22 protein-coding genes and 1 pseudogene are annotated in these 19,268 nt (G+C 71.5%); 9 read left to right on the forward strand and 14 right to left on the reverse strand.

The window, feature by feature from the left end:
* Together A7B18_RS04435 and A7B18_RS04440 are read left to right on the forward strand one after the other, a co-directional pair.
* Positions 1-126 (forward strand): annotated as a pseudogene (locus A7B18_RS04435) (IS701 family transposase); the annotation flags it as partial.
* A gap of 13 nt (positions 127-139) precedes the next feature.
* Positions 140-511 (forward strand): DUF6210 family protein, encoded by a 372-nt coding sequence (locus A7B18_RS04440; protein WP_245872740.1) that lies wholly within the window; start codon positions 140-142, stop codon positions 509-511.
* 6 nt (positions 512-517) lie between these two features.
* On the opposite strand, the gene A7B18_RS04445 is transcribed toward A7B18_RS04440, so the two are convergent.
* The 3 genes from A7B18_RS04445 to A7B18_RS04455 are packed head-to-tail and all read right to left on the reverse strand — an operon-like array spanning position 518 to position 2,474.
* Complete coding sequence (locus A7B18_RS04445) at positions 518-1,108, reverse strand: hypothetical protein (protein ID WP_102125493.1); 591 nt, start codon at positions 1,106-1,108, stop codon at positions 518-520.
* Between the two features lie 53 nt (positions 1,109-1,161).
* Complete coding sequence (locus tag A7B18_RS04450; RefSeq protein WP_219722089.1) at positions 1,162-1,563, reverse strand: GNAT family N-acetyltransferase; 402 nt, start codon at positions 1,561-1,563, stop codon at positions 1,162-1,164.
* Positions 1,560-2,474 (reverse strand): magnesium transporter CorA family protein, encoded by a 915-nt coding sequence (locus A7B18_RS04455; RefSeq protein ID WP_102125495.1) that lies wholly within the window; start codon positions 2,472-2,474, stop codon positions 1,560-1,562. Before A7B18_RS04455 ends, A7B18_RS04450 begins: the two co-directional genes overlap by 4 nt.
* Before the next feature lie 104 nt (positions 2,475-2,578).
* Here A7B18_RS04455 and A7B18_RS04460 point away from each other — a divergent pair, with 104 nt between their 5' ends.
* Both A7B18_RS04460 and xseA read left to right on the forward strand, forming a co-directional pair.
* Positions 2,579-2,932: a fluoride efflux transporter FluC gene (locus A7B18_RS04460; RefSeq protein ID WP_102125496.1), complete on the forward strand. Its 354-nt coding sequence runs from the start codon at positions 2,579-2,581 to the stop codon at positions 2,930-2,932.
* The gene (gene xseA / locus A7B18_RS04465) at positions 2,929-4,146 is read left to right on the forward strand and encodes an exodeoxyribonuclease VII large subunit (RefSeq protein ID WP_102125497.1); all 1,218 of its coding nucleotides are present in this window, start codon (positions 2,929-2,931) and stop codon (positions 4,144-4,146) included. Before A7B18_RS04460 ends, xseA begins: the two co-directional genes overlap by 4 nt.
* 36 nt (positions 4,147-4,182) lie before the next feature.
* On the opposite strand, the gene argR is transcribed toward xseA, so the two are convergent.
* Positions 4,183-4,644: an arginine repressor gene (gene argR / locus A7B18_RS04470; protein WP_102125498.1), complete on the reverse strand. Its 462-nt coding sequence runs from the start codon at positions 4,642-4,644 to the stop codon at positions 4,183-4,185.
* A 59-nt stretch (positions 4,645-4,703) separates the two neighbouring features.
* Positions 4,704-5,942: a bifunctional phosphopantothenoylcysteine decarboxylase/phosphopantothenate--cysteine ligase CoaBC gene (gene coaBC / locus A7B18_RS04475; RefSeq protein WP_102125499.1), complete on the reverse strand. Its 1,239-nt coding sequence runs from the start codon at positions 5,940-5,942 to the stop codon at positions 4,704-4,706.
* A gap of 100 nt (positions 5,943-6,042) precedes the next feature.
* On the opposite strand from coaBC, the gene A7B18_RS04480 reads away from it, so the two are divergent.
* Positions 6,043-7,758, forward strand: coding sequence for a M3 family oligoendopeptidase (locus A7B18_RS04480; protein WP_102125500.1), 1,716 nt, complete (start codon positions 6,043-6,045; stop codon positions 7,756-7,758).
* Positions 7,759-7,830: 72 nt separating this feature from the next.
* A complete protein-coding gene (locus tag A7B18_RS04485) occupies positions 7,831-8,853 on the forward strand; it encodes a GNAT family N-acetyltransferase (RefSeq protein WP_102125501.1) in 1,023 nt (340 codons plus the stop codon).
* Positions 8,854-9,029: 176 nt separating this feature from the next.
* Here the strand turns inward: A7B18_RS04485 and A7B18_RS04490 are convergent, their stop codons facing one another.
* Positions 9,030-10,484 carry a hypothetical protein gene (locus A7B18_RS04490; RefSeq protein ID WP_102125502.1) on the reverse strand — a complete coding sequence of 485 codons (1,455 nt, stop codon included), beginning with the start codon at positions 10,482-10,484 and terminating at the stop codon, positions 9,030-9,032.
* A 147-nt stretch (positions 10,485-10,631) separates the two neighbouring features.
* On the opposite strand from A7B18_RS04490, the gene A7B18_RS04495 reads away from it, so the two are divergent.
* Both A7B18_RS04495 and A7B18_RS04500 read left to right on the forward strand, forming a co-directional pair.
* A complete protein-coding gene (locus A7B18_RS04495) occupies positions 10,632-10,943 on the forward strand; it encodes a non-heme iron oxygenase ferredoxin subunit (protein WP_102125503.1) in 312 nt (103 codons plus the stop codon).
* 5 nt (positions 10,944-10,948) lie between these two features.
* Positions 10,949-11,800 (forward strand): hypothetical protein, encoded by an 852-nt coding sequence (locus A7B18_RS04500; protein ID WP_245872741.1) that lies wholly within the window; start codon positions 10,949-10,951, stop codon positions 11,798-11,800.
* A gap of 17 nt (positions 11,801-11,817) precedes the next feature.
* Here A7B18_RS04500 and A7B18_RS21860 read toward each other — a convergent pair whose 3' ends face one another.
* From A7B18_RS21860 to A7B18_RS04515, 4 genes are all read right to left on the reverse strand, one after another.
* Positions 11,818-11,988: a hypothetical protein gene (locus tag A7B18_RS21860; RefSeq protein WP_180970016.1), complete on the reverse strand. Its 171-nt coding sequence runs from the start codon at positions 11,986-11,988 to the stop codon at positions 11,818-11,820.
* A gap of 83 nt (positions 11,989-12,071) precedes the next feature.
* Positions 12,072-12,698, reverse strand: coding sequence for a futalosine hydrolase (mqnB, locus tag A7B18_RS04505; RefSeq protein WP_102125504.1), 627 nt, complete (start codon positions 12,696-12,698; stop codon positions 12,072-12,074).
* A gap of 27 nt (positions 12,699-12,725) precedes the next feature.
* Entirely contained in the window at positions 12,726-13,370 is a 645-nt protein-coding gene (gene pdxH / locus A7B18_RS04510) for a pyridoxamine 5'-phosphate oxidase (protein WP_102125505.1), read from the reverse strand.
* A complete protein-coding gene (locus A7B18_RS04515; protein ID WP_102125506.1) occupies positions 13,367-14,206 on the reverse strand; it encodes a DNA-formamidopyrimidine glycosylase in 840 nt (279 codons plus the stop codon). Before A7B18_RS04515 ends, pdxH begins: the two co-directional genes overlap by 4 nt.
* Positions 14,207-14,281: 75 nt before the next feature.
* Here A7B18_RS04515 and A7B18_RS04520 point away from each other — a divergent pair, with 75 nt between their 5' ends.
* Positions 14,282-14,917 (forward strand): pyroglutamyl-peptidase I, encoded by a 636-nt coding sequence (locus A7B18_RS04520; protein WP_102125507.1) that lies wholly within the window; start codon positions 14,282-14,284, stop codon positions 14,915-14,917.
* A gap of 157 nt (positions 14,918-15,074) precedes the next feature.
* Here the strand turns inward: A7B18_RS04520 and A7B18_RS04525 are convergent, their stop codons facing one another.
* From A7B18_RS04525 to acpP, 4 genes are all read right to left on the reverse strand, one after another.
* The gene (locus A7B18_RS04525) at positions 15,075-15,326 is read right to left on the reverse strand and encodes a hypothetical protein (protein ID WP_102125508.1); all 252 of its coding nucleotides are present in this window, start codon (positions 15,324-15,326) and stop codon (positions 15,075-15,077) included.
* 1 nt (position 15,327) lies between these two features.
* Positions 15,328-17,460 (reverse strand): polyphosphate kinase 1, encoded by a 2,133-nt coding sequence (gene ppk1, locus A7B18_RS04530; RefSeq protein WP_102125509.1) that lies wholly within the window; start codon positions 17,458-17,460, stop codon positions 15,328-15,330.
* A 147-nt stretch (positions 17,461-17,607) separates the two neighbouring features.
* Positions 17,608-18,852 carry a beta-ketoacyl-ACP synthase II gene (gene fabF / locus A7B18_RS04535; RefSeq protein ID WP_102125510.1) on the reverse strand — a complete coding sequence of 415 codons (1,245 nt, stop codon included), beginning with the start codon at positions 18,850-18,852 and terminating at the stop codon, positions 17,608-17,610.
* A 97-nt stretch (positions 18,853-18,949) separates the two neighbouring features.
* Complete coding sequence (acpP, locus tag A7B18_RS04540) at positions 18,950-19,180, reverse strand: acyl carrier protein (RefSeq protein ID WP_102125511.1); 231 nt, start codon at positions 19,178-19,180, stop codon at positions 18,950-18,952.
* Positions 19,181-19,268: the final 88 nt, after the last annotated feature.

The raw sequence follows: 19,268 nt of genomic DNA on the forward strand, positions 1-19,268 counted from the left end.
GAAGTCGCCGCCCGGGTGGCCCTGCCCCTGCTGGTCATTCAACGACTCGCTGCACAGGTCTGTCGAGAGGAAGAATTCCTGCGCCAGCACGGGTATTCACTCACCTTATCCAGATGCAAGACCTAAGCCTTACGTATTTGTGATCGTGGAAGCCTCGACGGGCGTGACCTACGGCGAGCAATGCATGGGCCTGGCCTGCGATCAGCGTGAGGTTGAAGGCTTCCTGATTCCAACGTTTACGGATGCTGAGCGGCTCGTCGCTTTCTTCGCGCGGTTCCACGGGTGGCCGCCCGGCATCCAGGAGAAGTGGAAGGCTGCGGATGTGGAAGAACTGGCCGCCCTGGTTGCAGGACTGAGAGTTTGGCGTACCTATTCCAATACGGAAGACCGCAACGACGAACCGCACTTCCTCGTCTTGGATCGTGAGCGTTTGGCCGAATCCACAGAAGCATGGGTCAGGGTGCTTACGCCCTACGGCCCCGGCGTCTTGATCTTCCCGAACAGTGATTGACACCCCCTACCCCACCCGCCCCACCTCTCTCCCGTCCCGGAACTGGTGGACGACGCTCTGGTCTCCCCCCTCCGTCACCCCCAGTTCGACCAGCAGGCCCACGGCGTAGCGGTACAGCCCCTCTTCTCCCTGAAGCGTGTACCGCTGGAGCTTTTCCTTGGCGTCCAGCACACCGCCCCAGCCGCGCGCGTCGCCGAGGAGCCGCGTCTCCACGACGAGCAGGTTGAGGTGGTTTTCCTCGCGGTAGTGGACGATGATGTCGGGGTAGGCATCGGTCACCCGCTGGGCGGCGTCCCCGGCCTCTCCCCCGCTCAGGCCCTGGCGCGCGAGGTTGCGGCGCAGGTCACGCTGGCGGGGACGGCTCATGGAGGGGAAGTCGTAGGTGTCCTCTACCCGGCTGTTGCGGCTGTACTCGCAGTCGGTGTGGAGGCCCGGAAACTGCCGCTCCAGATACACGGCGAGGCGGTGCGCGACCGTCTTCTGGCCCAGCCTGTGCTCGATCAGCACGCGGTCGAACGCCCACAGGTCGGCGAGCGCCCGGCGAAAACGCTGGAGGACGACCTCTTCCTCGGGACCCTGGAGCACCACGGGCGACATGGGTCAGGGTACTGGGATCTGTGCTCCTACGACTTCATCGGAGCTGGACAGGTTCAGCGCGGCGGGTCCGGGTACAGGCGGAAGCCGGGCTTGCGGCGGTGCGCGAAACGGGTATAGAACGCCTCCGCCCCCTCCTCGGCGAGGAGGTCCACCCGCTTGCCTCCCGCCCGCGCGCACGCCTCCTCCACGAGCCGCCGCCCCAGGCCCCTCCCCCGCATATCCGGGTGGACGACGAGCAGCACGAGGAATGCTTGGATCACCCCGTCACCGAGCATCTGGGCCACGCCGAGCACCCGGCCTTTCTCCACGGCGACGAGCGAGGTCACGCCCGGATTGGTCAGGGCCCGCCAGGTAACCTCGGCGTCCTCCGCGTACGACCCGAAACCTTCCGCCGCGCACAGGGCCAGGACGCCCGGGAGGTCGGCGCGCTCGATGGGCCGGATCTCCACCCTCACCACCATCCCCGCCGCTTGAAGGAGTAGGCGAGCAGCCCGCCGATGAGGAGGAAGCTGCCCCACGCGAGGGCGTATCCGTAACGCCACGACAGCTCGGGGATGAAGTGGAAGTTCATGCCCCACACGCCCGCGAGGAAGGTGAGAGGCAGGAAGATCACGCTGACCGCCGTGAGCGTCCGCATGACCTCGTTCATGCGCTGGCTTTGCAGGCCCAGGTGCAGGTCGAGCAGGCCGGTGAGGTGGTCGCGTAGGCCGTCGAGGCGACCGCTCGCGCGGGTAAAGGAGTCCTGCGCGTCGCGGTAGCGGAGCAGGTCGGCGCTGCCCGGGTCGCTGTGGCGGGTCAGGAGGAGCGTGGCCTCACGGGCGTCGGCGCTCAGGCGGCGGGCCTGGGCGAGCAGGTGTTTGAGGTCGAAGACCTTCGGGATCGGGTTGTGGCGGCGGTTCTGGAAAACCTCCTCCTCCAGGGCGTCCACCCGCTCCTCCAGCGTGTCGGCGAGGACGAAGAAAGTGTCGGCGGTCTGGTCGAGCAGTTCGTACACGACCTCGCCCGGCGTGTTCACGCTCTCGCGGCCCACGAGGTTCCAGACATTGTTCAGCGCCCGGGTGCCCGCGCTGCTGAGGGTCAGCACGGCGTGGGGAAAGGCGAAGATGCTGACGCGCTCGGTGAACTCGTCAGGCTCCTCGGGCCGGGTAAAGGAGCGCACCGTGATGAAGGCGTGCTCGGGGTAGCCCTCCGCCCGGCTCCAGTGGCCCTGCTCCAGCGCGTCCTCCACGGCGAGGCGGTTGAGGGGAAAGGCGGCGCGCAGGCGGGCGAGTTCCTCTTCCGTCACGCCCTGCGCGTCCACCCAGACGCCCCCCGTCTCCCCGTTCCAGGCGAGGTCGGCTCCGTCGAGGGTCTTGGCGCGGATCATCGGGAAGATCGTAGAGCGTGGAACGTCGGCGGTGGAGGCCCTGTTCCACGTTCCACCCCCCACCCTCCCCTATCCTGTCTCCCGTGAGCGCGTGGCTGTGGGTGATGGCGGGTGGGGCCCTGGGGGCGGCGGCGCGGTACGGGGTCACGCTCGCGCTGGCGCCCGTGGTGGCCCGAACCGGCTTTCCCGTCTCCATCCTGCTCGTCAACGTGCTGGGGTCTTTCCTGCTCGGGCTGACCGTGGCGCTCGTGGGGCGGGGGCTGTGGCCGGAGGCGGCGCGGCTCGCCTTCGGGACGGGGGTGCTGGGCGCCTTCACCACCTTCTCGACCTTCAGCGTGGACGTGGACGGGTTGCTGGGACGGGGCGCGGCGGGCTTCGCCGCCCTGTACGTGGGGCTGAGCGTGGTCCTCGGCGTCATGGCGGCGGTGCTGGGCCGCTTGCTGGGGGCGCGGCTGTGACCGGGCGCAAGCGGAAGAGTAAGGCGGAGACGACGCGCCCGCCCGAGCATTTCCTCGAACTCGCCGACGTGCTGAACTACGTCGGGCAGGTCATCGCGCGCGGGGTGCCGGGCGGCGTGTGGGTGCGGGCGGAGGTCGCCTCGATCACCGACCGCCGCCACCTGTACCTCGACCTCGTGCAGCTCGAAGACGGGGTGGAGGTCGCCAAGTGCCGGGCGACCCTCTGGGCGCGCGAACGCTCCCTTCTGGAGGGCAAGTTCCGCCGCGCGACGGGTGGCACGCTGACGGCGGGGCTCAAGGTCCTGCTCTTCTGCACCGCCGAGTTCCACCCCCAGTACGGCTTCTCGCTGAATGTGGTGGACCTGTCACCCGAGTTCACCCTGGGAGACGCCCAGCTCAAGCTGGAGACCCTGCGCGAGACGCTGACACGCGAGGGGGTCTACGGGCTCAACCGCTCGCTCCCCGCCCCCACCGACTTCGCGCGGGTGGCGGTGGTCAGCCCGGTCGGCGCGGCGGGCCTGGGCGACTTCCGGCGCGAGACCGACCCGCTGGAGGCGGCGGGGGTGGTCGAGTTCCTCTACCTGGAGGCCACCTTCCAGGGCCGCGAGGCGAGCGCGAGCCTGACGGACGCGATCCGGGAGGCTCTGGAGGCACACGGGGAGGAGACGCTGGACGCCCTGGTGGTGATCCGGGGCGGTGGGGCGGTGACGGACCTCGCGTGGCTCAACGACCTGGAGGTGGGCCGCGCGCTCGCCACCTTTCCGGCGCCCGTGATCACGGGGCTCGGCCACGCCCGCGACGACACCCTGCCCGATGAGGTCGCGTGCGTCCGCACCGACACGCCGAGCAAGGCCGCCGGGCTGGTCGTCCGCACGGTGGTGGGGGCCGCCGCGCAGGCGCAGGAGGACGCCCGCCTGATCCGCGCCCACGCCCGCGAGGCGCTGGTGAACGCAGAGGCGGGGGCGCAGTGGGCGCTCGACCGCGCCGTGGGGTCGGCCCGCCGCCATGCCGACGCCGCCCGCGCCGAGGTGGACGCCCTGATGCGGCAGGCCCTCGGCCTGACCCCCGAGCGGACGCTGGCACGCGGTTACGCCCTCGTGCGGGACGGGGCGGGCAGGCCGGTCACGCGGGCGGCGGGGGTGCGGGCGGGGCAAGGGCTCACGCTGGAGTTTCAGGACGGGACGGTCGAGGTGCGGGCGGCGGGAGAAAGTTGATCGCGCCTCCCTCCTCCCTGCCCGCGGGGTCGGGCCTCACCCCAGCATCAGGGCGTGGAGTTCCTCCATCAGGGCCTCGCCCTCGGTGGTCGTGCGGGCGACGACGAAAATGGTGTCCTCCCCGGCGATGGTGCCCACGATGTCGTCGCGGCGCAGCTTGTCGAGCAGCAGGGCGACCCCCGTGGCGTGGCCGTCGGCGGTGCGGATCACGAGCATGTTCTCGCCCCGGTCCACGTCGCGCACGAAGTTCTGGAAGAGGCGTTCGAGCTGGTCGCGCACGTCGTTGTGCCCGCTGACCTGCGCGAGCGCGTAGCGGTGGCGCCCCTTGCCGATGGGCAGCCGCACCAGCCGCAGCTCGTTGATGTCGCGGCTCACCGTCGCCTGGGTGACCTGCACGCCCTCCGCGCGCAGCCGCTCGACAAGTTCGGCCTGCGTGGAGACGCTCTCCCGCGCGATGATGTCCTGAATGCGCTTCTGACGCTGTTCCTTGCTGAGCACACGCCATCCTATGCACGAGGGCTGAATAATTCAACCACGGCGGTCGGGGGGGCCCGTGGTCAGGCCTCCTGCTGCCCCCCGCGCACGCGCAGCGCCTCGCCCAGCAGCCTCCGGGCCACCTCACGCTTGCTGAGGCGGGGCCACTCCTCGAACGAGCCGTCGGGGCGCACGAGCGTGACCTCGTTGTCGTCGCCGCCGAACGCGGTGCCCTCCCGGGTAGGGTAGTTGAGCAGGATGAAGTCCGCGTTCTTGCGCCGCGCCTTGAGGGCGGCCCGCTCGACTCCGGCGTGGGTCTCCATCGCGAAGCCCACGAGCACCCGCCCCCCCTTCTGCGCCCCCAGCTCGGCGAGGATGTCGGGGTTGGGGGTGAGGTGGACCGTCACGTCGCCCGCCACCTTCGCCTGCTTCTCGCCCGAGCGTTCGGCGGCCCGGTAGTCGGCGACCGCCGCCGTCATGACGACGACCCCCGCGTCCCGCGCCGCGTCCACCACCGCGTCCCGCAGCTCCAGGGCGCTCTCGATACGGACCATCCGCACGCCGGGCAGGTCGGGGAGGCTGACCGGGCCCGTCACCAGGGTCACCGAAGCCCCCCGGTCGCGCGCCTCCGCGGCGACCGCGAAGCCCATCTTGCCGCTCGACGGGTTGCTGATGAAGCGCACGGGGTCGAGGTACTCGCGGGTCGGCCCGGCGGAGACGACGACCCCCACGCCCTCCAGGTCGCGCGACGTGGGGGGAGCGAGCAGGGCGAGGGTGGCCGCCGCGATGTCCTCCGGCTCGGCCATCCGTCCCATCCCCGTGCCCTCGCCGCGTGAGCCGAAAGCGCCGTAGACCGGGCCCAGGAAGGCGTGACCCCACCCGCGCAGCCGCTCCGCGTTCGCCTGCACCGCCGGGTGCTCCCACATGCGCTCGTTCATCGCCGGGACCCACAAGACGGGGGCGCGGACGCTCAGGAGGGTGGCCGAGGCGAGGTCGTCCCCGCGCCCGGTCGCCGCCCGCGCGAGGAGGTCGGCGGAGGCGCCCACGACGGCCACGGCGTCCGCCCGCGCGAGGGTGAGGTGCTGGGCGTCGGGGTGGGGGGCGAACCACGTCTCGTCGGTCGCCACCTCGCCGTCGGCGGCGGTCGCCAGGCTGAGTTCGGTGATGAAGGCGAGAGACGCCCGCGTGGCGATCACCCGCACCCGGGCGCCGCGCTCGCGCAGCCGCCGCAGCACCGAGGGGGCCTTCACCGCCGCCATGCTGCCCCCCACGACGACGAGGACGGTGGGCGGGCTCGGGAGGGCCGGGGCGGAATCGTTCACGGGGCAAGTTTAGAGGGCCGGGGCGGCAGGGGTTGGAGCGCACCGACATTCGCGGTGACCGCTCCACGTCCACCGTCTCCACGGGCGTAAACTCCATTCCATGACCCCCTCCCCCCCCGCCACCGAGCGCGTGTTGAGCGTGCCGGACGACCAGACCCGCTGGGAGACCTTCGCCCCCCGCTACGCCCGCCTCCAGGCCGCCGAGCTGACCCCGGAGGCCGTGCCCGCCTGGCTCGCCGAGTGGAGCGCCCTCACGGGCGAGCTGATGGGGGTCGGCGCCCGGCTCGCCACCCTCGCCGACCTCCACACGGATGACGAGACGCTCCAGGCGCGTTACGCCACCTTTCTGGAGGAGATGTGGCCGCCCTCCGAACGGGCCGACCACGCCCTGACGCAGAAGTTGCTGGCCGTGCCGGGCTACGTTCCCGCGCCCGACTTCGCCCTGACCTACCGCCGCTTCCGGGACGAGGCCGCCCTCTTCCGCGAGGCGAACGTGGAGCTGGGGGTGACGCACGACGCCCAGATGAACCGCTACGGGGCCCTCACCGGCAACCTGAAGGTGCGGCTCGGGGGCGAGGAGCTGACCCTCCCCCAGGCCAGGCAGCGCGGCGACAGCCCCGACCGCCGCGAGCGCGAGGAGGCGTGGCGGGCCCCGGCGGCGAGTGCCCTCGGCGTGGCCCCCGACCTCGACGCCCTGATGCTGGAGCTGATCGGGACGCGCTGGCAGCTCGCGCGCAACGCCGACCTGGAAAACTACCGCGACTACGCCTGGAAACGCCTCGACCGGGTGGACTACACGCCGGAAGACTGCCTCGCCTTCCACGCGGCGGTCCGGGACGAGGTGGTGCCCCTCACCGCTCAGTTGATGGCCGGCATCGCCGCGCGGCTCGGGCTCGACTCGGTGCGCCCCTGGGACTACAACCGCACCAATCTCCTCGATCCCGAAGGACGCGAATCGCTCAGACCCTTTCGCACGGGAGCCGAACTCGAAACGCTCGCGCAGACGGCCTTCGATGGACTGGACCCTGAACTCGGCGGGCGCTTCCAGGTGATGCGAGGCGGCCTGCTCGACCTCGAGTCGCGCCCCGGCAAGATGACGCACGCGTACTGCGAATATTTCCCGGTCACGAACGAGCCCTTCGTCCTGATGAACGTGGTGGGCACTGCTCACGACGTACGGGTCCTCTTCCACGAGGTCGGGCACGCCTTCCACGGCTTCCTGAGCGGGGACACGCAGCCGCTGGTGTGGAACCGCTGGAGCCCCATCGAGTTCATCGAGATTCCCAGCATGGCGATGGAATTCCTGACCCTGGAGCACCTCGGGCACGTCTTCTCCGAAGGCGAACTCGCCCGCTACCGCGAAAAGCAGCTTCAGGGTGTGGTCGCCTTCCTGCCCTGGGCCGCCCAGATGGACGCCTTCCAGCACTGGCTCTACGCCGAGGCGGGGGAGGACGTGACGGTCGCCGACCTCGACGCGAAGTGGCTCGACCTCGACCGCACCTTCCACCCCTTCGTGAACTGGGAGGGCCTGGACGAGGGAGTGCGCGCGAAGGGCTGGCAGTATTACCACATCTTCCGGGCGCCCTTTTACTACATCGAGTACGCCATGTGTTACCTCGCCGCCGTGGGGGTGTGGCGGGCGTCGCAGGCGGACCCGGCCCGCGCGCTGGAGGACTACAAGGCGAGTCTGAGACTCGGCAACACCGTGCCCGTTCCCGAGCTGTACCGGGCGGCGGGGGTGGAGTTCCGCTTCGACCGGGAGCACATCAAAGGCCTGATGGCCTTTCTGGCGGGGCAGCTCGGGCCTTCCGCCTGACCTCCGAAACACTTAGTTCGCCTCCGCCACCTTGCGGATGCACTTCCCGGGCATGGGGCACACACTGACCCCATGACGACGCGCACCCTGACCGTGACCCCGTTCGACCCCGTGGCCGCGTCCCCGGCGGCGCGGCTCGCGGTCGGGCACCTCCTCACCGAGAGCCACGCCTTCGCGTCCCCGGAGGAGCCCCCCCACCTTCCCGAGCGCGAGGCCGTCAGCCTGACCCACCTCACCCCCGGCGACGCCATGACGCACTTCGCCATCTGGGACGGCGAGGAGGGAGCGCGGGCGCTCGGCTGGGCCAGGCTGGAATACAGCCTCACCCAGAATCTGCACGCCGCCCACGCCCGTTTGATCGTCCACCCCGCGTGGCGCCGCCGGGGTCTGGGGCAGGGCCTCGCCCGCGCCGTGGAGGAGGCCGCCCGCCGCGAGGGCCGCCGCCTGATCACCTTCGGCACCACGGACCGTCTCCCCGCCGGGGACGCCTTCGCCCGCCGCCTGGGGGCCGAGCCCGCCCTCGTCCTGCGCCAGAGCCAGCTCGACCTCGCCGCCGTTCCGGACACCCTGCTGGACGCCTGGGTGGCCCGGCCCGAGGGGGACGCCTACCGCCTGCACCTGTGGGAGCGCATCCCGGAGGAGTTTCTGGAGCGGGCGGCGGACGTGTTCATGGTGATGAACACCGCGCCCCGGGGCGACCTCGACGTGGACGACTTCCAGATCACCCCCGAGATGATCCGCGCCTGGGACGACATGATCGCCGAGGCCGGGGAGGTCCGCCCGCTGCTGGCCGCCGAGAACACCCGCACGGGTCAGCTCGCCGGGTATACGGAAGTCTTCTGGAGCCCCGAGCGCGCCGCCCTCGTCTACCAGGGAGCGACCGCCGTGCGCCCGTCAGAGCGCGGCCAGGGCCTGGGCAAGTGGCTCAAGGCCGCCATGATCCGCCACGTCCGCACCCACTGCCCCGGCGCCCGCGTGATCCGCACGAACAATGCCCACGAGAACGCCGCCATGCTCGGCATCAACGTGGCGCTGGGCTTCACGCCGTGGGCGGAGTTTACGGAGTGGCAGATGAGGTTGGACGGGCAGGGTTGAGGCCCGAGCGATGCGGGATGAGGGGGCTGGGGAGGGTCTTCCCGGCCTTTTTCCTGTGGACTCGTGGGGCTTGGCGGGTTCATCTTGCCTTTTGGTGGGGAGGGGCGGTGGGGGTGGTCACACGCCCCCTCACCCCCTGGGGGTAGGGGGCAGAGGGGTGGGGGCAAGAAGCCGAATCAAGTCACCCGGCCCCTTCCCCCCACCAGCAGCAAGAGCATCCCCCCCGCCAGCAACGTGAGCAACAGCCCCGCGTGCCCCACCACCAGAAACACGAGCGGCACGAACGCGGCCACCACCAACGGCAGCACAGACCCCCGCCCAAGCGCGACCACCCCGAACGCCACCCCCACCCCCGCACCGAGCGGCAGGGCGACGAGCGGCGGCAGGTAGGAGGTCAGCACGCCCCCCAGCACGAACCCGACCGCGAGTCCCAGCACCGCCCCCGCCAGCGGCAACGGCGCGATCACCCGCCGACGCCGCCCCGCCCACGCCAGAACGAGCAGCGGCGCGAGCAGCAGGGCCAGCGGCGCCGTCAGCCCGACCTTGGCGAGCGTCTCCCGCACGCTGCCCTGCGCGAAGACGACGGCGACGTTTTGCGCGGTGATCACGTCCTGAAGCTGCCAGCGCAACGTGCGCGCCCGCCCCAGCCCGTCCCGCGAAATGTCCGTGGGAAAGAGGCTGTAACGCTCGAACTTCGCGGGCCGGTCGGCGCTGACGGTGAGGTCGAGGTTGCGCAGCGGCTCACGGCGGTCGGCGAGGCGGTAGCTCCAGCCGCGCGAGCCCTGGTGCCGGTAGGTGACGTTGACCCGCACCGTCTGCCCGGCGCCGACCCGGCCCTCCCACACGCTCCCCTCCCGCAGGTCGCTCGCCCGGTAGCCCCGCCCGTTCACGGTGAGGCGAAAGCCGCTCAGGGTGCCGCTCCCCTGCGGCAGGGGAAAGACGAAACGCGCGGTGACGGGTTCCGTGCGCGGGTTGGTGAAGGTGTAGTCGGCGGAGAAGGTCGCGTTGTAGTACGTGCCGCGCCCGCCCGGCGGGTCCACGAAGCGCCGGTCCGCGTTCACCCGGCTGGTGTCCAGGCCCAGGGGCGATTCGGTCTGGAGCGTCACGTCCCGCGTGTAGACGAGGGTGCGCCCCCGCCGGGTGAAGCCCTCGCGGATGTCCTGCACGGTCAGGCCGGGGGTGCCCACGAGGTAGGGAAGCAGCGTCTCCCACCCCCCGCCCACTTGCAGCCGCGCGTACACGTCGGCGGGGAGGACGAGGGTACGGGTGTACGTCCGGGCGTCGAGCAGGCTCACCCGCGGGGAAGCCTGCACGGTCTGCCCCCCGTCCGGGTCGGCGGCGTTCGCGTACCGGGCGTTCTGCCCCGCCCCCAGCCGCGCGTCCACCGTCCGCCGCGTCACGTGCAGCGCGAGAGCGCCCACCCCCACCGCCAGCGCGACGAGCGCCCAGCGCAAGGAGGCGGGCAACCGCGTCCCCACCCATCCCAGCCCCGCCCGGAAGCGTTCGCGGTCGAGCAGGCCAATGAGGCACAGCCCCACCAGCGCTACCCCCAGGGTGGCGGCCAGCGGCACGGCGAGAGCGGCGAGCCAGGAGAGGGCGTCAGCGAGAGCCTTGAGGGCGGTCTGCACCATGGGAACCTCCGGAAGGGTGGCGAAAGAGGAACTCAGGAGAGTACATAGCTCACGATGAGTGTCCCGCTCATCCATCCAAAGGAGGAGGGGCGTCCCAGCAGGGGAACGGGAGGCACCGACGCCTCCTCTCCCGCTAGACTCGCCCGCATGAGCGAGCGGGTGAGGGTCGGCGCGGAGGCGGAGTTGCCCGAGGGCAGCCAGACGGAGGTGCAGGTGGACGGCGTGGGCGTGGTCGTCGTGCGGTACGAGGGCGCGTTCTACGCCCTGCGGAACAACTGCACCCACCAGAATTACCCCCTGCTCGGCGGAGAGGTCAGCGCGGGCCGCATCACCTGCGAGAAGCACGGGGCGAAGTTCGAACTCGCCACCGGCAAGGCCAAGACCCTGCCCGCCGTCAAGCCGGTGCGGATTTACGGCACGGTGGTCGAAGACAGTGACGTGTACGTGCTGCCCCTGTGACTCTCATGGCGGAGGCCGTGGAGGTGCTGGGCATCCCCGTCCCGCCGGGGTTACTGGACGCGTGGGCCGGATGGCTCGCCCCGGCGCGGCAGCCCTTTTTCCTGACGGCGGCGGAAGCACGGAAACTTGGGGTGGAGACGCTTCCCCGCGCGGAGGTCAGGCTCACGCCCGAGGCCCGCGACACCTTCCACACGTGGAGCATTCCCCCCGAGGCCGACCGGATCGCGTGGCTGGGCGGTGACGACTGGAGGGGCCTGTCGCCCGCCTCCCGCCGCGCCCTGCTGCGGGCCCAGGTGCGGCACAGGCGGGGTGGGGTGGCGCGGACGCGGGACTTCGAGGACCTCCTCGCCGGCCTGGAGGGGACGCGGTTCGTGTGGTGGCCCGCCCTGGTCTCGCCCGCCGTGTTGGCGCGGGTGGTGTCGCTGGACACGCTCGCCTGCCGCCGCGCCGAGGTGCCCGCCGAGGTGTGGAGCGCCGCCCTTCCCCTCCTGCCCCGCGCCCGTGAGTTGGCAGGCACGTTCCCGCACGCCAGTGGCCCGAACTGCTTCGGCACGGTCGTGGGGGCGGCGGGCGTGCCGGAGGCAGAGCGCGAGTGGATGCAGCGCGAACCGTTCGAGGCGTTTCTGGCGGGGCGTACCCGGCGCGGCGGACGCGACGATCACCCGGGGACGGTCCTCGTCTGGCGCGACGGGTCCAGTCAGGTCCAACACGCCGCCGTCACCCTCGGCGGCGGCTGGGCCCTCCACAAGCCCTCGCAGTCGTGGATGACGCCGCGCGTGGTGCTTCCCGCCCGCGAGCTGATCCGCTCCTGCCGCACGCGCGGCTGGCGCCTGCACCGTGCCCGGCTCCGGGGGTGACGCTGCCCCGGCGAGACCTACTTGCCCCGCTTGGTCAGCCGCCAGAGGGTCACGCCGTTCGTGACGAAGAGCAGGCCGCACAGCAGGGCGAAGGGCACGTTGCCCTGCTGCACGAAGCGGATCGCCAGAATGCCCCACCCGCACATCAGGGCGACCACCAGCCACACGCGAAATTTGGGGGCGTTCACGGGCGGCTCCGCGAGGACAGGGGGGAGGGCTTCATACCCGCAGGGTAACGCGGCGGCGGTGAGGCGCGGAGCCGGGCGGAGAATCAGAGGCTTAACAGTCCCTCCAGCCCGCGCCGGGTGGCGGTCAGCGCCTCCCCGATCCGCCACGCGCCCCGGTCACGCGGGCCGACGGGGTTGCTGACCCCCCGCATTTCGAGGGCCGGAACGCCCGCCAGCCGCGCCGCGTGGGCCACCCCCGCCCCCTCCATCCCCTCGGTGAGGGCACCGGGGTAACGCCGGGCGAGGGCGTGGGCCCGCTCGGCACTCCCCGTCACTGTGCTCAGCGTGAGGGTGGGGCCACAGGGGGCACCGGTCCTCCGGGCGAGGTCCGCCGCTCCCTCCCAGGCCGGGAAGACTCCGGGGTGAGGCTCGTCGGGCAGGACGGACAGCCCCAGAGCCGCGAGGTCAAGGAAGTTCTCCCCGTCCCAAGCCCCCAGATCGGCCTGCACGATGACGCTCGACAAGGCGAGGTCGCCGGGGCCCAGACCGCCCCCCGGGTACGCGCCGCCGATGCCCGCACTCACGGCGAGGTCGAACCTCTCCGCCAGCAACTCGCGCTGTGTGGCGAGCGCCGCCGCGACCGGGCCCACGCCGCTCACGACCACGCGGGCGGGCAGCTCGGCGAGGCGCTCGGCCTCCCCGGCGGTCGCCACGACGATGAGGACCCTCATGGGCTCAGGCTAGCGTGGCCCGGGAGGTCAGGGCATCAGCCGCTCGACCCGCCAACCCTCCCCCGCGCGCACAAAGCGGAAGCGGTCGTGCATCCGGTTCGCTCTGCCCTGCCAGAACTCCCACTCCGCCACCCGCACCCGGTAGCCACCCCAGAAGTCGGGCTTGGGGACGGGCGTGTCCCCCGGGAAGCGGGCGTGCAGCGCGGCGAGCTTGGCCTCCAGCGCCTCGCGGCCTTCTATGGGCGCGCTCTGCGGGTCGCTCGCGTGGGCGGCGAGCTGGCTCTCGCGGGGCCGGGCGTGGAAGTAGGCCGCGCTCTCCTCCTCGCTCACCCGCTCGACCCGCCCGTAGGCGCGCACCTGCCGCTCGTGCTCGGCCCAGTGGAAGAGCAGTTCGGCCTGTGGGTTGGCCTCCAGGTCGCGCCCCTTGTGCGAGTCGTAGTTCGTGTAGAAGGTCAGCCCGCGTTCGTCCGCCCCCCGCAGCAGGACCGTCCGCACGCCCGGCCTCCCCGCCGCGTCCGCCGTGGCGAGGCTCAGGGCGTAGGGCTCGCGCAAGCCGTCTCGCAGGGCCTCGTCCAGCCAAAGCTGAAATTGGGCGAGGGGATCGGGGTCGAGGTCGGCGCGGCGCAACTCGTCGCGGGTGTAGGAGAGGCGCAGGCCGGTGAGGTCGGTCATCGGCCCGCCCCCTCGCGCAGCCCCTGGCAGTGCGGGCAAAGATGCGTTCCCCTCTGGGCGAGCACGATCTTCTGGATCGGCGTGCCGCAACGCGGGCAGGGCTTCCCCGTCTGCCCGTAGACGACGTGGCGGCCCTGGAAGGCACCGGGTTCCCCGTCATGCTGGCGGTAGTTGCCCAGCCCGTCGCCGAGGGAGCTTCCGCCCGCCTCCACCGCCTCGTGCATGACCTCGCGAACCGCCCGGTAGAGGCGCCCGGCCTCCTCGCGGGTGAGACGGGTCTGGGCCGGATGGATGCGGGCCCGCCACAGGCTCTCGTCGGCGTAGATGTTGCCCACGCCACTCACGGGTTTTTGCGAGAGAAGCCAGGGCTTCACCGCCCCGCAATGGGCCGCGAGGCGGGCGAAGTCCTCTTCCCGGAAGTCGTCCGAGAGCGGCTCCGGCCCCATCCCCGTGAGGGTCGGCATCCCCCCGTACTCCCCGGCGGGCACGACCGCCATCTTGCCGAAGCGGCGGGGGTCGTGGAAGTAGAGCTTCCCGGCGTCCGTCTCGACGGTCACGCGGGTGTGCGGCCCCTCCTCCAGCCGGAAGCCGCCCGTCATGCCCAGGTGGACGATGAAGTCGAGGTCGTGGGGGCCCTCCTCCAGCGCGTCCGCCGCCGCGAGGTGCAGCATCAGGTACTTGCCCCGGCGCGACAGGCCGCTCACCCGCCGCCCGTGCGCGAGGTGCGTGTCGCGGTAACGGTGCGGCGCGTCGTGCGTGACGCTGAGGATGGTGCGCCCCGCGAGCAGCGGCTCGATCTTGCGGCGCGTGGTCTCGACCTCGGGCAGTTCCGGCACACGGGGAGGATAGCGGGCGGGGCACGGGTGAACCGTGGCGCACGGTCGGAGGTCTCCCGCCCTATCCTCCACCCCATGCCCGCGCTCCTGCTCACCGGCTTCGAGCCCTTCCACACCCACCCGACCAACCCGAGCGCCCAGGCGGCGGAGGCGCTGGACGGGCTGACGGTGGGCGGGGCGCGGGTCGTCTCGGCGCTCCTGCCCGTCGAGCCGCACGCGGCGGCCAGCGCCCTGCGCGAACTTCTGAACACGCACCAGCCGGACGCCGTGCTGCTGACGGGGCTCGCGGCGGGCCGTCCGCAGGTGACGGTGGAGCGGGTCGCCCTGAATGTCATGGATTTCCGGATTCCGGACAACGCCGGGCAGACCTACCGCGACCACCCGGCCCACACGGACGCGGGCGCCCCTTCCGCCTACCTCAGCACCCTGCCCCTGCGCGCCGTCGTGGACGGGTGGCGGCAGGCGGGCATCCCCGGCGACGTCAGCAACACGGCGGGGCTCTACGTCTGCAATTTCGTGCTCTACCACGCCCTCGACTGGCTCAGCCGCTCGGGCCGTGGCGAGGTGCCCTGCGGCTTCCTGCACGTCCCCGCCAACGCCGAGGTCGCCCTCGCCATGCCCGAGGACCGCCCCGCCCTGCCCTACCTGCCGCAGGACGAGATCACGCGGGCGGTGCGGGTGGCAGCGGAGGTGGTGGGACGTGGGTTGTAGGGGGTGGGGAAAGAGGTGCCTTCTCCAACCCACCTGATCAAGCAGCCGGGACGCCTTCTTTTCCCCTCCCCCTTGAGGGGGGAGGTTGGGTGGGGGTGAACGGCCCGGGCCACCCAGCAACTCAGCCGTCCAACCCCTTCGCTCTCCCACACTACCCTCACGGAAACGGCGCCTTCCCCGCCACCCAGCCCCCCTCCGGCCCCCCCGCCCAATGCCACTCGCCGGGCAGGTCCGGCTTCCGGGCCAGAGCTTCCGTCACCGCCGCCAATGAAACGCGCCGCGCAAACCGGGTGCGGGCGTGCCACTCCGCGAGGGCTTGCGTCGGGTCGCCCGGACGCAACCCCCGCAGCGCCGCGTGCGCCCGGTTCACGGCAAGGTCGAAGAGGGCGTCCGGCGCGGCGGCGGGCACGTCAGACGGGGTGGCGGGCCTCCGCGAAGGCCTGCTGGGCGCTGAAGTCGCCGACGAGCTTCTGGTACACGCCGTCCACGCCGAGTTCCCACGAGCCGCGCTGGTCGGTCCACTCGGTGTCGAGGATGCGCAGGAGCTGGTCGCGGTGGCGGTCGTCGAGGACGGGAGAAACCACCTCCACCCGGCGGTCGAGGTTGCGGCTCATCCAGTCGGCACTGCCGAAGTAGACCTCGGGGCTCCCCGCGTTGCCGAAGGCGAAGATGCGCGCGTGCTCCAGATACCGCCCGAGCAGGCTGTGGACCCGCACCGTCTCGGAAAGCCCCGGAACGCCGGGCCGCAGGCAGCACACCCCGCGCACGATCAGCTCCACCCGCACCCCCCCCCGCGAGGCGCGGTACAGCGCGTCGATCAGGGCGGGGTCGGTGAGCTGGTTGACCTTCACCCGCGCCCAGGCCTCGTGCCCCGCCTGCGCGTGTTCCACCTCGCGGTCGAGGAGGGCCTCGAAGCCGCTGCGGGCGGTGTCGGGCGCCACGAGCAGGCGGCTGTACCCCGCCTCCGCGTACCCGGTGAGGTGGTTGAACAGCTCCGCCGCGTCCGCCCCGAGGTCGGGGTCCGCCGAGAGCAGGCTGAGGTCGGTGTAGAGCCGCGCCGTCTTGGGGTTGTAGTTGCCCGTGCCGATGTGGACGTAGCGCCGCAACTCCCCCTCCTCGCGCCGAACGACGAGGGTGACCTTGGCGTGCGTCTTCAGGCCCGCCATGCCGTAGACGACGTGGGCCCCGGCGCGCTCGAGTTTCCTCGCCCACGAGATGTTGCGCTGCTCGTCGAAGCGGGCCTTGAGTTCGATCAGGGCCACGACCTGCTTGCCGTTCTCGGCGGCGGTGCGCAGGGCCCCGAGCAGTCTAGGATCGTCCCCGGTGCGGTAGAGCGTCTGCTTGATGGCGAGGACCTGCGGATCGCGGGCAGCCTCCTCCAGGAAATTCAGCACGTTCGTGAAGCCGTCGTAGGGGTGGTGCAGCACCACGTCGCCGTGATGCAGGGTGGCGAAGATGCCGTCGTCGTCGTCGCCGTCGAGGTCGGGCACGGCGGGCACGTAGGGCGGAAAGGAGAGGTCGGGCCGCTCGGCGGGAAAGCCCATCAGGTCGGCGGTGCCCAGCGGCCCGTCGAGCAGGAAGATGTCCTCGCGCGCCAGCCCCAGCCGCTCTTGCAAGAAGGTGACGATCCCGGGCGGCGTGTCCCCCATGACCTCCAGCCGCACCGCCGACCCGAAGCGCCGCCGCCGCAGCCCGTCCTCGATGGTGGCGAGGAGGTCTTCTGCTTCTTCCTCCTCGAACTCGTAGTCGGTGTTGCGCGTCACCCGGAAGACGTGCGCGGCGAGCACGGTGCGCCCCTTGAAGAGGTCCCCGAGGTGCTCGGCGATCACGTCCTCGAGCAGCAGCAGCGCGTCCCCCACGGGCACGACGCGCGGCAGCACGCCGACGGGCACCTTCACCCGCGCGAAGTCCGGCTCCTCGCCCTCCCCCGCGTCGAGGAGCACCGCGAGGTTGAGGCTGAGGTTGCTCAGGTACGGGAAGGGGTGGCTGGGGTCCACCACGAGCGGCGTGAGGACAGGCTGAATCTGCGAGAGGTAGTGCTCGCGCAGCGCCGCCCGCGCCCGCTTGCCGAGGTCGGCCACCCGCACGAGGCGCACCCCGTGGGCGGCGAGGACCTTGAGGGTTGTCCGGGCCGCCCGCTCGATCTCGCGCAGCATGGTGTGGGTCCGCTCACGCACGAGCCGCAGGGTCTCGCGGGGCTGGAGGCCGTCGGGGCTGGGTGTGCTGACCCCCGCCGCGATCTGGCGGTGGACGCCCGCCACGCGCACCATGAAAAACTCGTCGAGGTTGCTGCCGCAGATCGCCGCGTACTTCAGCCGTTCCAGCGGCGGATTGCGCTCGTCGCGCGCCTCGGCGAGCACCCGCTCGTTGAAGGCGAGCCAGGAGAGTTCGCGGTTGAGAAAGGTACTCTCCGGCTTGGCGACCGTGCTCAGCGTGCGCGGCGCCCCACCCGTGACCTCCGGGCGCGCGGTCTTGCGCGGGCGTCTGGGTGGGGCAGGCGGCTCCGGGGAGGGGGCGACGGGCTTCTCGGCGCGCACGGTCATGCCCCAGAGTAATGAACAGATCGCGGGCCCAGCGAAAGGCCAGCGACATTGAGAGGGGACGATGAAGGCCGAAACGCTACTTCTCTCAGCAAAAGCGGACGGGCCCCGGTCGTCTCGCGCCCGCCGGGGCCCACCCTCCTTCCGGGATCAGACCCGCCGAAACAGCAGCGCCGCGTTCTGCCCCCCGAAGGCGAAGGAGTTGCTCAGCGCGTACTCGACCTGCCTCTCCCGCGCGCCCTCCGGGATGTAGTCGAGGTCGAGGGCCGGGTCGGGGTCGGTGAGGTTGATGGTGGGCGGCAGGACGCCGTCCTGGAGGGCCTGCGCGACCGCGATGGCCTCGATGGCACCGGCGGCCCCGAGGAGGTGCCCGGTCATCGACTTGGTGGAGCTGATGGCGAGGTGGTGCGCGTGCTCACCGAAGACGTGCTTGATGCCCTGCGTCTCGTGGAGGTCGTTGAAGTGGGTGCTCGTCCCGTGGGCGTTGACGTACCCCACCTCGTCCGGGTTCACGCCCGCCGTGACGAGGGCCATGCGCATGGCGACCTGCGCGCCGCGGCCCTCGGGGGCCGGGAGGGTGATGTGGTGCGCGTCCGCGCTCGTGCCGTAGCCGACGATCTCGGCGTAGATGTCCGCCCCGCGTGCCCTGGCCCTCTCGAACTCCTCCAGGATGAGCACGCCCGCCCCCTCGCCGAGGACGAAGCCGTCACGGCTGGCGGAAAAGGGGCGGCTGGCCTTTTCCGGCTCGTCGTTGCGGGTCGAAAGCGCCTTCATGTTGGAAAAGCCGCCGATGGCGATGGGCGTGACCGCCGCCTCGGTGCCGCCCGCGAGCATCACGTCGGCGAGACCGAGCTGGATATAGCGCGCGGCGTCGCCGACCGACCCGGTGCCGGTCGCGCAGGCGGTGACGACGGTGCTGCTCGGCCCGGTCGCGCCGTAGCGCATGGCGACGTGCCCGGTCGCCATGTTGGCGATCATCATGGGGATGAACATGGGGCTGATGCGCCCCGGGCCGCGCGCGTGCAGCACGCCCGCCTGCTCCTCGAAGGTCTTCACCCCGCCGATGCCGCTGCCGATGATCGCCCCGACGCGCTCACCGCGCAGGTCTTCCTCGGACAGGCCGCTGTCGCGCCGGGCGAGTTCCGCCGCCACCAGCGCGAGCTGCACGTAGCGGTCGAGCTTGCGCGCCTCGCGCGGGTCCACGAACTCGTCGAGATCGTCGTCCACCTGCCCCGCGATCTTGCTCGCCACGTTCGAGGTGTCGAAGCGGTCGATCAGGCCGATGCCGCTCCTGCCCGCCCGCTGCGCCTGGGCGAACGTCTCCGCCCCCGTGCCGATGGGCGTGACCGGGCCCACGCCCGTAATCACCACCCGCCTCAGTCCCGTCACGCTCATGCTGCCCTCCCCCTTCAAAGAGAACCGGGTGGGCCCACGGTCGATCCCGCGCCCACCCGGCTCTCGATTTCCCTTGCGGGCGCTGCGTTCCCGCGCGTTACTGCTTGGAGCCGATGTAATCGACGGCGGCTTGCACGGTGCGGATCTGTTCGGCGTCCTCGTCGCTGATGCTGACCCCGAACTTGTCCTCCAGGCCCATGATCAGCTCGACCGTCTCCAGGCTGTCGGCCCCCAGGTCCTCCACGAAACGGGCCTCCGGGGTCACCTTATCCGCGTCCACGCCGAGTTTCTCGACGATCACTTCCTTCACGTCCTCGAATGTTGCCATGCTTACATCCCTCCTTGGTCTGAAGTCTCGCGCCAGTCTACACGCGAGTCGCCAGGAGGCAAAAAAGGCTGGACGGGGTTCAAGCCGG

The organism is Deinococcus planocerae (assembly GCF_002869765.1).
Taxonomy (GTDB): Bacteria; Deinococcota; Deinococci; order Deinococcales; family Deinococcaceae; genus Deinococcus; species Deinococcus planocerae.